General features: G+C 73.8%; 11 protein-coding genes and 1 pseudogene. 6 read left to right on the forward strand and 6 right to left on the reverse strand.

The features are described from left to right. The coding region (locus tag ACWEKM_RS43185; protein ID WP_451626783.1) for an HAD family hydrolase at positions 1 to 527 on the reverse strand (527 nt) is incomplete at its 3' end. Positions 528 to 1,068: 541 nt separating this feature from the next. Here ACWEKM_RS43185 and ACWEKM_RS43190 point away from each other — a divergent pair. From ACWEKM_RS43190 to ACWEKM_RS43200, 3 genes are all read left to right on the forward strand, one after another. Further along, positions 1,069 to 1,788 (forward strand): ScbR family autoregulator-binding transcription factor, encoded by a 720-nt coding sequence (locus ACWEKM_RS43190; RefSeq protein ID WP_451626793.1) that lies wholly within the window; start codon positions 1,069 to 1,071, stop codon positions 1,786 to 1,788. 295 nt (positions 1,789 to 2,083) lie between these two features. Continuing rightward, positions 2,084 to 3,715, forward strand: a complete 1,632-nt coding sequence (locus tag ACWEKM_RS43195; protein ID WP_451626784.1) for a phosphodiester glycosidase family protein — start codon at positions 2,084 to 2,086, stop codon at positions 3,713 to 3,715. A gap of 139 nt (positions 3,716 to 3,854) precedes the next feature. After that, positions 3,855 to 4,349: a hypothetical protein gene (locus ACWEKM_RS43200; protein WP_451626785.1), complete on the forward strand. Its 495-nt coding sequence runs from the start codon at positions 3,855 to 3,857 to the stop codon at positions 4,347 to 4,349. Between the two features lie 37 nt (positions 4,350 to 4,386). On the opposite strand, the gene ACWEKM_RS43205 is transcribed toward ACWEKM_RS43200, so the two are convergent. After that, entirely contained in the window at positions 4,387 to 5,970 is a 1,584-nt protein-coding gene (locus ACWEKM_RS43205) for a N,N-dimethylformamidase beta subunit family domain-containing protein (RefSeq protein WP_451626786.1), read from the reverse strand. Positions 5,971 to 6,366: 396 nt separating this feature from the next. On the opposite strand from ACWEKM_RS43205, the gene ACWEKM_RS43210 reads away from it, so the two are divergent. Further along, entirely contained in the window at positions 6,367 to 7,038 is a 672-nt protein-coding gene (locus tag ACWEKM_RS43210) for a ScbR family autoregulator-binding transcription factor (RefSeq protein ID WP_451626787.1), read from the forward strand. 191 nt (positions 7,039 to 7,229) lie between these two features. On the opposite strand, the gene ACWEKM_RS43215 is transcribed toward ACWEKM_RS43210, so the two are convergent. From ACWEKM_RS43215 to ACWEKM_RS43225, 3 genes and pseudogenes are all read right to left on the reverse strand, one after another. Then, on the reverse strand, positions 7,230 to 8,648 hold the full coding sequence (locus tag ACWEKM_RS43215; protein ID WP_451626788.1) for an MFS transporter: 1,419 nt from the start codon (positions 8,646 to 8,648) through the stop codon (positions 7,230 to 7,232). Between the two features lie 97 nt (positions 8,649 to 8,745). Further along, a pseudogene (locus ACWEKM_RS43220) lies at positions 8,746 to 8,904 on the reverse strand (alpha/beta fold hydrolase); the annotation flags it as partial. Between the two features lie 163 nt (positions 8,905 to 9,067). Further along, positions 9,068 to 10,075 (reverse strand): helix-turn-helix domain-containing protein, encoded by a 1,008-nt coding sequence (locus ACWEKM_RS43225; protein ID WP_451626789.1) that lies wholly within the window; start codon positions 10,073 to 10,075, stop codon positions 9,068 to 9,070. A gap of 100 nt (positions 10,076 to 10,175) precedes the next feature. Between ACWEKM_RS43225 and ACWEKM_RS43230 the strand changes: the two genes are divergently transcribed. Then, positions 10,176 to 11,696 (forward strand): alpha/beta fold hydrolase, encoded by a 1,521-nt coding sequence (locus ACWEKM_RS43230; RefSeq protein WP_451626790.1) that lies wholly within the window; start codon positions 10,176 to 10,178, stop codon positions 11,694 to 11,696. A gap of 184 nt (positions 11,697 to 11,880) precedes the next feature. On the opposite strand, the gene ACWEKM_RS43235 is transcribed toward ACWEKM_RS43230, so the two are convergent. Next, a complete protein-coding gene (locus ACWEKM_RS43235) occupies positions 11,881 to 12,852 on the reverse strand; it encodes an alpha/beta hydrolase (protein WP_451626791.1) in 972 nt (323 codons plus the stop codon). A 201-nt stretch (positions 12,853 to 13,053) separates the two neighbouring features. Between ACWEKM_RS43235 and ACWEKM_RS43240 the strand changes: the two genes are divergently transcribed. Further along, positions 13,054 to 13,260 carry a hypothetical protein gene (locus ACWEKM_RS43240; protein WP_451626792.1) on the forward strand — a complete coding sequence of 69 codons (207 nt, stop codon included), beginning with the start codon at positions 13,054 to 13,056 and terminating at the stop codon, positions 13,258 to 13,260. Positions 13,261 to 13,394: the final 134 nt, after the last annotated feature.

Below are 13,394 nucleotides of genomic sequence, written 5' to 3' on the forward strand. Positions count from 1 at the left end.
CCCGCGCCGGGCGTCCCCGGGTCCGCGCCGGGCGTCCCCGGGTCCGCGCCGGACGCCCCGGGTTCCGTGCCGGGCGCGTCCGGAGGCATGCCGGAGGGCACGACGATGTGCTGGAAGTGCCGGAGCAGCCGCGCCCGGGAGAGGCTTTCCTCCACGACCTCCAGGGGGCAGTTGCTGGCCACCGCGAGCGGCAGCCGGCCGGACAGCGAGCGCACGAACTCCACGGCCCCCGGCATGGTCACGGGATCGTTGGCGACGAGTTCCAGGAAGTGCTCCAGCAGTGCCCGCGTCAGCTCGTCGGTCAGCTCGGGCTTGTGCGCCTCCTCGGCCATCAGTCGGCCGCAGTCGGTGTAGTGCACGCCCTTGGCCCGCTCCGCGAACCCGGGCGAGGGCCTCAGCCCGAAGGCGCGCAGGGCCCTGGTCCGGGCGTCCTGCCAGTGGCGTTCGGTGTCCATCAGGGTGCCGTCGCAGTCGAAGACGACGGCGTCGGGGGACCAGTCGAGAAGGGGAGATGCCTGGGGCGTCACGGTGTCTCCTGCGGGAGAGGCGGCCATGCTCGTGGTGGACCGCGGTGTGGGCGAGTGCTGCGGTTCCCCGTGCCGGACGCGCGCCGACCGCGCGCGTCCATCGGTGTCGTCGTACGGACGAAACAGCCCGCACTCAGGTCATTACGTCGCAAAGGGGAAACATCGCGGTCGCTACGCTATTTTCGGTTCGGAGCATGACGCAATCACTACTTCGAGTGCTCGACAGTTGTCGGAGTGGGGGTGTAAGCGGGATCGAGTGCGCGACGCTTGTCGGCTGTGCCTGCGGCCCGTCAAACCCTGCATAAATGCTGCCGAGTTGAGGCATATGCGGGAGGCAAGGCGGAATGGGTGCGACCGGGTCGGAAAAAGTCGTGCCACTGCCAGGAACCGCGCCGGGTGGGGCCCGGAATCACCCGCAAGAACTCACCTTCGAAAAAGTTGAGCAATTCTTGTGCATAAGAGGAGTGAATTACCCCCGGCGTACGCGGGCGCATTACATTCTCCGTCGTCACGGGAACATTGAGCGAAAGTGGACAGCACGTTGCAGGAACGGGCCAGGGCAACCCGCAGATCACTCCTGGAGGCAGCGGCCTGCCTCTTCGCCGAACAGGGATACGTCGGCACCAGCGTCAACGACATAAGTGCCAGGTCCGGGCGGACCAGCGGCTCCGTCTATTTCCACTACGCCAGCAAGGAGGGGATCGCCCGCGCCGTCGTCCAGGACCGGTTCGCCACCTGGCCGGGTCTCACCGTGCGGTACACGGACCGCGCCGTGCCGCCCCTCGAGCGCCTCGTCATCCTGAGCTATGAGATCGCCTGGGCCCTGGCCGAGGACACTCTCACGCGCGCGGGCGCACGCCTGTGGGCCGAGCGTGACACCATCGACGCCCCGCTGCCGGACCCCTTCGCCCTGTGGACCGCCGCCGCCACCCGCCTCCTCTCCCAGGCCCGGGCCGCCGGCCACCTCGCGCACCATGTACGCCCCGCCGCCACCGCACGCACCCTGGTCCGGGCCTTCTTCGGCCTCTGCACCCTCACCGAGGCCCTGGAGGGCCCGCACACCGTCACCGACCGCCTCACCGACTGGTGGCAGCTGACCCTGCTCTCCCTCCAGCGGGACGCGGATCCGGCCGGAGTGCTCGGAAAAGCGCGCGTGGAAGCGGCGCGCCAGGCGGCACGGAAGCCGCCGGATGCGGTGGAACGCAAGCCGCCGGATGCGCTGGATTCGCCGGAATCGGTTTCGCCGGAATCGATGTCGTAGGGCACGGGAAACCGCTGGTCCGGCCGTCGCCGTGCCCCCGGCTGACGCCCGGCCGGCAACGGGGCGCCCGCCACCCCCTACCCCCTGCTGTCCGTGTTCCGGGGGTCCCTTCCGGACTGACCGAGGGCGGTCCGCGCCCGGCAGGCGCGGCGGTGTTCGTGTCCGGATGTCACCGAGGATTCCCCGGCAGGTCCCTGACACTTGACCCCACCGTCCCGGCACGGACCTGGGATGGGGGCCGAGCGCGGCGCCGGCATGCGGTCCGGCACCGCAGGAGCCGTAGGTCAGGAGAAGCATGTCCGCCACAGCCGAAACACCGAGACGCGGGGCGCGCCGCGCAAAGCAGGGAGTCGGAAGAGGCATCGCGCTCGGGACCGCGCTGGCCCTGATCGCCCTCGTCCCGCAGGGCGCCGCGAGCGCGCAGGCCGCCGCCCCGGCCACCAGCGAGATCACCTGGACCACGCGGAGCGTGGCGCCCGGCGTCCAGGTCCGCACCGGAGTGCTGCACAACCCCGACGCCGCCGGCGTGTGGACGGTCACCGTCCAGGCACCGGCCGTCAACCGCCTCACCGGCGCCGCCACTTGGGCTCCCCTGGGGAACCGGGACTGGGCCGACGCCACCGCCGGCCGGCTGCGCGCGGCCGGATTCGAACCGCGGCTGGAACGGGTGGTGTGGGACCAGTACTCCGACACCCCGCGCTCCACGATGGGCTGGCAGGTCAGGATCGGCCGGTACGCCACCCAGGCCGAGGCGGGTACGCTCAACTCCGCGGTGTCCGCGGCCGGTTTCCGTACGTCCGTCGAGTGGACGGGTTACGACGGACGGCAGCGCGCCGACGCGGAACGCATCCACGTCGCCGTCGTCGACCCGGCCCGGCTGCAGGGCACGATCGAGGTCAGCGACGGCGGTGACGTCGCCGACCGCGAGAAGACCTCCACGGTGGCCGCCCGACTCGGCTCCCTGGTCGGCGTGAACGGCGGATTCTTCATCACCTCGGACGCGGACGGCGTCCAGGGCACGATGGCCGGCCTGTCCGCCGTGCACGGCGAACTGGAGTCGATGGCCGTCGGCTCACGCGCGGCACTGGTCCTCGGCGACGGCGGACGGCGCCCGCGCGTCGCGGACCTGTCCACCACCGTCACCGTGCGCGCCGGCGCCGCCACCCACGCGGTCCAGGGCATCAACCGGGTCCCGGGCAAGCTGCGCAACTGCGGCCGTCCCGGCGCCGTGCCCACCGAGCTGCCCCGGCACGACACCACCTGCACGCTCGCGGACGACCTGGTGAAGTTCACCCCCGCGTTCCGGGCCGCACTGCCCACGGGCAGCGGCGTCCAGGTGGTGCTGGACAAGCGCGGAGTCGTCGTCTCCCGCGGCGACCGGGGCGGCGCCGTGCCCGCGGAAGGCTCCGTCCTCCAGGGCACCGGGACGGCGGCCGCCTGGCTCACCGAGCACGCCGACATCGGCCGACGGCTGACACTGCGCGAGGTCGTCCGGGACGCCTCGGGGCGCCAGGTCGGGCTCGACGGCGACGACAGCATCGTCAGCGCGGCGCCCACCCTGGTCGAGGACGGCCGGGTGCACATCGACGCCGCCACCGAGGGCACCCTGGACCCGCTCGACCTCTCCTTCGGCTTCGCCTGGTCCAACGTCCGTCAGCCCCGCACCCTGGCCGGCGTCGACCGCGACGGGCGGCTCCTGCTGGTGACCGTGGACGGCCGCCGGCCCGGCGTCAGCGAGGGCTTCACACTCGCCGAGGCAGCCGACTTCATGCGCTCCCTCGGCGCCGTACAGGCCCTCAACCTCGACGGCGGCGGCTCCACCGCGATGGCGGTCGACGGCGCCCTCGTCAACACCACGTCCGACGCGACCGGCGAGCGTGCCGTCGGTGACACGATCCAGGTCCTGCCGCGCACCGGCCGGGGCTGACCCCGACCGACCCGGGGCGGCGCTCTGCGGACGGCCACACCTGAGCCGGACCGACGCGGGTGCCGCCCCGTAGTCCTGCCACCGGAACCGGTCGTCCTGCCACCGGAACCGGTCGGAGGCGTGTGCTTGGATACCCCGCATGGACGACTCACCAGGCATATGGATCACCGCCGTGCCACCGTTCGGCCCGGAGGAGACCGGCGTGCTCCTCCGCATCGACACGACGTCCGAGGACCCCGGGGAGCGCATGGTCTGCGTGCTGCTCAACCGGGGTCACGAGGGCGAGGAGGGCGTCTTCTACCTGCTGCCGTTCGATCTGTCGGCCCGCTACGAACGCAGTGGCGACCGGCTGTCGGTCGATATCAGGGCCTCCCGGCAGGTGCTCACCGCCGATCTGGCCGACCACACCGACACCCTCCGCGAGCAACTCGCCCACCTCGCACCGGACCCGGCGGACGACGACCGGGTCACCTTGCTGCGCCGCACGATCGTGACCGACTTCGTGCCCGCCGAACTGGACGGCGAGAAACAGTCGGTGCTCCTCGTCGACCACGAGGGCCCGGCCACCCTCGTGGAACTGTTCGCCCAGTTCCACGAGGGCGAGGCCGGCTTCGCCGTCCTGCACGCCGACTGACGGCGGCCCGTACGAAGCCGCCGTCGCCGTCGTCGTCCTACGCGGTGGAACTCCGGTACATGTCCTCGGTGTTCGGGCGTGGCACGGGCCGGTGCCGGGCCGCCGGGCCTTGACAGAAGCCACGGAGCAGGTTCTCCGTGGTGCGGGTGACGAAGGCGCGGGTGCGGGCGTCCATGCCGTGGTCGCGGCCACCGTCGGGGGTGCCCGCCATGAGCCCTTCCACCCAGCGCATGGTGCCGGTGGCGAAGACGCCCGCGCCGTCGGCGGCCGTGTAGTAGGCGGAGTCGCTGTGGCCGGGGCGGCCGTTGCACACGAGTGGGGAGTGGGCCGTGATCTCCAGTGGTGCGGGGACCGACGGGCCGGGCGTGACACGGTCGTACTCGACGCCGACGAGGTGCGCGAATGCGTCGCCGGGGCGCACACCGGTCCCGTCGTACAGCCAGTGGTCGGCGGCGAGCACGACGTACGGCGCGTCGGTGGGATACCCCTCGTACAGCACCCCGGTCAGGGACGACTCGGGGTCGGCCGCCGGGGCGAGGCGGAAGTCGGTCGTCGCCAGGGCGGGGTGGGCCGTGTAGTACGGGTCGCTGCGGACCGAGGACTTGTAGCAGACCACGGTGCGGTCGGCCGCTGTGTCGCCCGGTTCGAGGCGGACCCGCCGGAAGCAGGTGTTGGCGCCGAGGAAGGCGATGTTGGTGCCGGAGTCGCGGGCTCGGGTGATGTGGTCGCGCTGTTGCGGGGTCCAGTACTCGTCATGGCCCAGTGCGACCACCGTCGACGCGCCGCGCAGGACCGCCGGGTCACGGTGCACGTCGATGCCGGTGGTGTAGGCGAGCGGGATGCCGAGCCGTTCGGCCAGGACCACCGCCGCGCGCTCGTACACGAGGAACTTCTCCGCGCCGTCGCCGTCGTAGGGGCGGTCGAAGCTGACGGCCAGGGAGCGGGTGGCGTACGCGCCGGAGGAGCCGGTGTACAGGCTGTAGCCGCCCCACCGGTTGTACGCCTGCCAGGTGGCGGGGGCATGCATGAGGACGGTGCGCCCGGACGCCTGGGTGGAGCGGACGACCAGCGGGATGTAGCGCTGGTGGCCGGTCTCCGCGTCGAGCCGCAGCAGGTACGCGCCTTCCGGCCAGCCGGTCGTGTCGCAGACGAGGCTGCGGGGCCAGTCGGCGCGCACGGTGCGCGTGTCGGGCAGAAAGCGGGGTTCGGGGCGGGCGCGGCCCGGCACGCGCCCGGAGGACCAGACGAGTCGGGCCTGGGCGCCGCCGTACCAGCCGATACGGAAGGCCGAGACACGGAAGGACGAGGCGGTCGTCGACACATGCAGTCCGCACTCCTCGCCGGGCGTCACGCTGGACCGGTCCGCATAGCCGACGACGGCGGCGGCGGGACCACGCGACCGGATGCGCCAATCGGGTGTTCCCCGGCGGTCCCGCTCCGCTTCGGCCCGGTGTGCGGCGGGTGTGGGACGTGCCGCGGGAGCGGACGGGGCGCACGCGGCGGCAGTCACCGAGGAGAGCCCGATCCCCGCGCACACACCGAGGAAACGGCGCCGGTCCGGTCCGGCCGCGGGAGGTGTCAGCTCGTCCGCGCCGTCCTCGCTGCGTCTGTCGGAGTTCACATCTCCTCCCGCCGGTCGGCTCGCGGTGCCAGTCCTTGTGGTCAGGCTGGCACGGGACGCCCGCTCGCGCGCCCCGTGACGGTATCCGCAGACGCAGACGCAGACGCAGACGCAGACGCAGACTCGGCCGGGCCGGTCGGCAAGCCCCGCAAGCCCCGCAAGCCCGGCGGGTCGGCGCGGCCGACCGCGGACCGGCGAACAGGCGGTGCGCGCGCGAACCGACCGCAGCGGGCTGGTTCGCGTAGCACACGAGGCGTGTCAGCGGCGGTGGCCCCATTGACGACTGACGGCCCGTCAGCACTGCGGGACCCCCGGCCCGATCACGGCCGGGGCGTCACAGCGGATTGGGGTAGGGTGCACCACATTCGGTTTGGTTTTCACCAAAGGAGGGGTCCCATGGCACGGCAGGAGCGTGCAGTACGGACCCGTCGTGCTGTTGTCGAGGCCGCGGCCTCGGTCTTCGCGGAGCATGGCTACGCGGCGGCGACCATCGCGGAGATCCTGGAACGGGCCGGGGTGACGAAGGGGGCCCTGTACTTCCACTTCGACTCCAAGGAGGCCCTGGCCCGCGGGGTGATCGAGGAACAGACCACCCGCGACCACCGGGTGCCGCGCGAACTGAAGCTGCAGGAGTGGGTGGACACCGGGATGTCGCTGGCCCACCGCATCCCCCGGGACGTCATCCTGCTGGCAGGCATCCGCCTCTCCGGCGACCTACAGGGACGCACCCTGTTCGGCAGCGCCTGGCCGGCCTGGATCGAGCGGTCCGCCGCGCAGCTGGCCGAGGCCCGGGAACGGGGCGAGGTGCTGCCGCACGTCGTGCCCGCGCAGACCGCGGAGTGCTTCCTCGGTGCCTGGCTGGGCACCCAGGCGTTCTCCGAGGCCAGTTCACGCTGGAGCGACCTCAGCGAGCGGGTATCCGACCTGTACAACCACATGCTGCCGGCCATCGCCACCCCCGCGGCACTGGTCAGGCTGGACACCGCGCCCGACCGCGGCGCCCGCGTGGTACGCGAGGCAGCGGCCGAACGCGCAGGCCAGGCCGCTCCGGTGACCACCGAGGTCTGACACCGCACCGCCGGTTCCCGCCGTGTTCAACGCCGTTGACATACCGCACGTGCTGTTTCTTATCCGGGTCCGGTCTGCGGGGCCACAACGGGTAACCGATGTCCGGGTCACCGAGAGATCGCTGCCTGGTTGCCGGGGAACCGCCTGCCGTCACGGGGCAACCCTGGCCGCCGCCGTGACGAAGCGGGGCGTCACCGTGGCAGTGCCTCGGCCGTGCCCGGCGTCTCGGGTGTGCCCGTCGTGCCCGGCGTGTCTGGCGTCTCGGGTGTGGCCGTCGGGCTCGTCGTACCCGGTGTCTCGGGTGTGGCCGGTGTCTCGGGCGGGTGTGGTGTTCCGGTCGTCGTCGGTGTGCGGCCCGTCGTCAGGGTGCGGATCTGGCGGCTGCACAGGGCCGCCGCCGTGACGACGGTCACCAGGGCGGCCCCGGCCAGGAGCGTGGTGTCGGTGCCCAGGCGGTGGGCCAGCGGACCGGCGGTCATCTCGCCCAGGGGCAGGGCCACGAAGGAACCCAGCGCGTCGTAGGCGTACACGCGGGCCAGCCGGTCGTGCGGGATGTTCTCCTGCAACGAGACGTCCCAGGCCACCCCGAACTGCTCCAGGGCCAGCCCGCTGCCGAACATCGCGACGCCCAGCAGCAGGGCGTGCGGTGCCTGGGCGAGGAGCACCAGCGGCACCGCCTCCACCGCGGTCAGCGCGACGCCCAGCAGCAGCGCGTGGCGGATCCGGGAGCGGGCGGCGAGGATCCCGCCGACCAGGGCCCCCGCCCCCTGGGCGGCCAGAACGGCGCCCCACAGCCCACGGCCGAAGGTGGCGTCGGCGATACCCGGGCCGAGCACCTGCACGCCGCCCGCGATCACCGCGTTGACCACCATGAACTGCAGGACCACGAGCCACACCCAGCGGCGGGCGGTGAACTCCCGCCAGCCCTCGTGCAGTTCGCGCAGGGGACGGCTCCGCCGGCCGGGCGCGGCCTGCCCGGTCGCCCGGGGCACCGTCACGCCCAGGAAGCACACCGCCGCGCAGCCGAACGCCACCGCGTTACCGGCCAGGCCCCAGCCGGGCCCGAGGACGGCCGCCACCACGCCCGCCAGTGAGGCGCCCGCGATGGCGCCCAGGTTGGTGCCCATCCGCATCACGGCGTTGGCCGGGCGGATCAGCTCGGACGGCACGGTCTGCGGGGTCAGGGCCGCGGACGCCGGCAACGACATGGCGGCCAGGGCGCCGTTGAGGACGCTGAGCAGTATCAGCACCGGAATCGATGCCGCCGCCAGCAGCACGCTCGCGGCGATGGCCGCCTGCACCGCCGCCGCGGCCAGCGCCGAGCCCTGGAGCACCAGCGTGCGCCGCACCCGGTCGGCGACCACCCCGCCGACCAGCAGCAGCGCCACGTTGGCGAGCGAACGCGCGCCGACCACCAGGCCCAGATCGGTCGTCGAGCCGGTCGTGTCGAGCACGGCGAAGGCGAGGGCGACCGGGGCCATCGCGTTGGCGAAGTACACCAGCAGTCGGCCGGCCGCCAGGCAGCGGAAGGGCCGGTACGCCAACGGTGCCCACGGACCTCCTCGCGCCCGTCCGGCGTGCTGTCCGTCCTGTTCCCCCGTGTCCGCCATGCCGCCGACCGCTCCCTTCCCCCGTCCCTTCCTCGGCGCCCCACCCGGTGGAGCGTACCGCCGACGCGGCGGGGCGTTCCGCTCGCGATGTTCACCGGGTGAGGGCGGTGTGGTCCTCGAAACCGAATCCGGGGAAGGGCGCCTCGGCGAACACCAGGGCCAGGGCGTCGGCGTGGTCACGGTGCCGGGCGGCGAGCCGATAGCCGATCACGGCTCGCCGGCCCTCGCCCATCACGTCGTAGGTCCCGTGCCTGAGAGGACGGGCCATCGGCGCGGCGGTGGGTCCGGCAGGGTTCTTGCGGTCCGTCCGGCAGCTTCGTCGCTGCCCTCCGCTGCGTCAGCGCTCGGCGGCCCTCATCGCTTCCCCGCCCGCGCCGATGAATCCGGATGAGGGTCATCTCATCCCGTGATGGCTCTGGCTACCGGGGTGCCGACGGGCGCCCGCCGGACGGCGTCGACGGCGGCGGATCCGGGGCCGCGTCGCCGCTCTGCCCGGCCAGCGCCCCGAGCAGCCAGTCGTGCGCGGACCCGGGCGTCGGCTCCGGCTGCCGGCCCGGCGAGGTGAGCACCACGGCCGTCAGCTCCCAGTACCGGTCGATCCTCGGATCGGCCGCCAGCTGCCCGGCCAGCAGACGGCGGAACGCGGGCGTGTCCCGGGTGCCGTACGCGCTCGTGTAGGCGGCCACGAAACCGTCCAGCGCCTCACCGGGGTGCGGCGGCCGGCCCCGGCGCAGCTGCACGCCCGCCAGCTCGTACGCCTCGGCCAGGCCCGCGTACAGCACGGCCGCGCCCTGGGCCCCCGCGGTCCGGTGCGCCACGGGCTGGGTCGGCCCGGTGCCGGTGCACGGGCCGGTCGTCAGGGCGTTGAGCCGGGCGAAGGCCAACACCTGCTCCGGTGCGGGGTCGTCGGGCGGGGCCGGTACCGCCACGTCCAGGAACGCCGCCACCGCCGGGGTCGGCATCCGGGCCGGCAGCCAGCCCCGCCAGAACCGTGCCATGGACGCGGTGCTCGGCGGCACGGCCAGCGCACCGATCAGCCGTAGCCGCTCGGCCCGCACACCGGGCGGCGACTCCTGCACCAGCCGCAGCGCCGCCTCCCGCCAGCGCAGAGCCGCGAGTTGGGAGCCGAGGTCGCGCAGCCGTCCCGCGACGGCGCTCTCCAGCGCGCTGCCCCCGAAGCTCGCCTCGTTCCCCTCGACCTCCTCCTCAAGGATGCGGCGCACCTGGGGGAGCGGCAGGTCGAGGGCGCGCAGGGAGCGGATCAGACGCAGCCGGTCCAGCGCGTCGGGGCCGTAGCGGCGGTGCCTGCCGACGCTGCGCGAGGTCTCCGGCAGCAGCCCGCGGTCGGAGTAGAAGCGGACGGTCTTGACGGTGACGCCCGCGTGCTCGGCGAGTTCGCCGATGCTCCACAGGCCGTCGTACGACATGGACAGTTGAATCTCCCTCCGGGGGAGTTCCTACCGTACCGGTGAGCGCGGGCCGGGCGACGGGGCCGGCCCGCGCCGACCACGTGCTGAGGAGAGTGCCATGACCGTATTCATCATGGTGCCCGGTATGTTCACCGGCGCACACGTGTGGGAGCAGACGGCCGCGCGGCTGGCCGCGGCGGGCGCCGAGGCGCACGCGGTCGCCCTCACCGGGCCGGGCGCAGCCGAAGGCGAGGCGGGCCCCCGTGTCGATCTGGAGACACATGTCGCGGATGTGGTCGCCGCGATCGACGCGGTGGACCCGTCGGCCGGCGGGAAGATCGTGCTGGTCGGCCACGGCTACGGCATCCATCCGGCGCTGGGCGCCGCCGACCGGCGACCGGAGCGCATCGCCCGGATCGTGTGCGTGGACGGGCCGCTGCCGCAGGACGGCGTCCCGGCCCTGGCCGCCGTGCCCGACCAGGAGCTACGGGCACGGCTTGCCGAACGCGCCGAAGCAGCGGGAGCCGACGGGGTGCTGGCGCCGCCGTCCGGAGCGCAGTGGCAGCGCTGGGGCAGCACTGCCGGGATCCCCGACGCGGCGCTGGAGCGGCTCACGGACCGCGCCGTGCCGCAGCCGCTCGGCACCCTGCTCCAGCCACTTCGGCTGACCGGCGCGGCGGCCGCGGTGCCCACCACCGGGGTGCTGTGCACCGGCAACGGCGGCGGCATCGAACTGGTCCAGAAACGGGTGGACTTCGGCGACCCCGCGCTGGCGGCCCTGGTCGAGGAGCGAGTGACCTTCTTCGAACTGGCCACCGGACACTGGCCGATGCTGTCCTGCCCCACCGAACTGGCCGTGGTGCTGCTGCGCGCCGCGGCCGGCGAGGGGCACCGCCTGGCGCCGGCCGGCACCGCACAACCGCCCGCGCACCTGCGGCCGTTCCTCCTGGACGTGCCCGAGCGCCCGCGTGAGCGCACGGCGAACATCGACCTCTATCCGCCCGACGCCCCAGGCCCGTGGCCGGCCGTGGTGTTCGTACACGGCGGCCCGCTGCCCGCCGGGGCCCGCCCGACCCCCCGGGACTGGCCGAGTTTCGTCGGATACGCCCAATACGCCGCCGACCAGGGCGTGGTGGGCGTGACCCTGGACCACCGGCTGCACGACGTGACCGACTACGAGCGTGCCGCCGCGGACGTGGCCGCCGCCGTGGAGCGGGTACGGGCCGACCCGCGGGTGGCCGCGGACCGGGTCGCGCTGTGGTTCTTCTCCGGCGGCGGACCGCTCCTGGCGGACTGGCTGCGCACACCCCCGGCGTGGCTGCGCTGCGTCGCGGCCAGCTACCCGATCCTGGCGCCGCTGCCCAACTGGGGGCTGTCCGGCGGCCGGTTCCGCCCGGCGGACGCGGTGGCGGACGCGGGCGCCCTGCCCCTCGTCCTCACCCGGGCGGGCCTGGAGATGCCCGAGATCGCCGCCACCGTCGAGGAGTTCCTGACCGCGGCCGAAGGCTGCGGCGCGGATGTCGAGGTGGTCGACGTGCCGCACGGCCGGCACGGCTTCGAGACCCTCGACACGACCGAGGAGTCGCGTGCGGCCGTCCGGCGGGCGATGCGCTCGGTGCTGGCCCGGCTGACGGCCTGAGCCGTCCGCCCCACCCGCCGGGGGGGGGGGGGGGCCCCCCCCCCCCCCCCCCCCCCCCCCCCCCCCCCACCCCCCCCCCCCCCCCCCCCCCCCCGCCCGGGGTGGCCCGGCTCCGCCCGCGATCTGCGCCACCCCCCCCCACGCCTCATCCCCGCCTCATCGCAGCCTCCTCGTCCGCTCGCGGTCAGTGGCCGTGCAGGGCCTTGTGGAGGGCTTGCACGGCCAAGTGGCGGGCGACGCGCGCGGCGTGGGTGTCGCGCAGGCTGTCCAGCATCATGAAGTCGTGGACCATGCCGCCCACCCGGACCGCGGTGACGTCCACCCCCGCCTCCCGCAGCCTGTTGGCGTAGCGCTCGCCCTCGTCCCGAAGGACGTCCGCCTCGTCGGTGATGACGAGCGTGGTGGGCAGGCCCCTGAGCTGATCGAGGCCCGCCCGGAGCGGCGCGGCATGCGGCTCGGTCCGCTGCGCGGGCTCGGAGTACTGGTCCCAGAACCAGATCATGCCGTCGCGCGTCAGGTAGTAGCCCTCCGCGAACTGCCGGTAGGAGGGGGTGTCGAAGTCGGCGTCGGTGACGGGATACAGCAGGACCTGCGCCTTGAGATCGAGGCCGCCGCGCTCCTTGTTCATCAGCGCGAACACGGTCGACATACAGCCGCCGACCGAGTCCCCGGCCACGGCCACCCGGCCCGGGTCGAGCCCGTGCTCGGCCCCGTGCTCGGCGAGCCACCGGCCGACCGCGTAGTTCTGCTCGACCTGGGCGGGGTACCTCGCCTCGGGGGCGCGGTCGTAGACCGGGAAGACACCCGCGGCGTCCGCCCCGACGGCGAGTTCGCGGAAGAGCCGGTCGTGTGTCTGGTCGTCGCCGAACACCCAGCCGGCGCCGTGGATGAAGAAGACCACGGGCAGCGTACCGGTGGCCTCCCTGGGCCGGATGATCCTGGTACGCACCCGCCCCCACTTCCCGGCGTCGACGGTCACCCACTCCTCGTCGACCTCCGGCCGCCCGACGTCCTCGCCGCTCTGCAGCCCGTGGAGGATGTCGCGCCCCTTCTCCGGCGGCACCTCGTAGATGCGCGGGTGCCCGGCGGTGGCCTCGGCCAGCTCCCGGGCGGCGGGTTCGAGGTACGGCGTGATGGGCGGGGGGATGTCGGACATGATGCCTCCGGTTCGGGCCGGTCCCGGCTGGAATGTGTGCGGGGGCGGCGCCCGTCGCCCCGAGCGCGCACGATCCACTCAAGGCGCACCCGCCCCCGGCGGCAACCGGGCGCCGCTCCGGTCCCCGCCCGCCGTGGGAGGCGTGTCCGCCATCCGGGTGGGAGGGCCGGGGGCGGGGAGTGCGACGGTGGCAGGGCCCGGGTGCTGGCGCGGGCGGGCCTGCCGCCGCACACCGAACAGCACATCGCCACCATGGCCCGGCTGCACCGGGAGAACCGCTACGACCGCGCGTCCGACGATGTCGCGCGCGTCACCGGCGTACCCGCTGAGACCATGGAGGCGTTCGTGGCCGCCCGCCAGGACTTCTACCTGGGCGTGAGCCCCGCCGACCGGGACGGACGGCCGTAGGACGGGGCCGGGTCGGGTCGCCGGCCCGCGGATCGGACCGGGCGCACAACAGGCCCCGCCCCCCGGCATCGCGGGGGGCGGGGCCAGAAACGAAAAAAACGAAGAGCCTGCGGGAGGGAAAAAATTTTTAACGA

This window comes from Streptomyces sp. NPDC004752 (assembly GCF_053601275.1).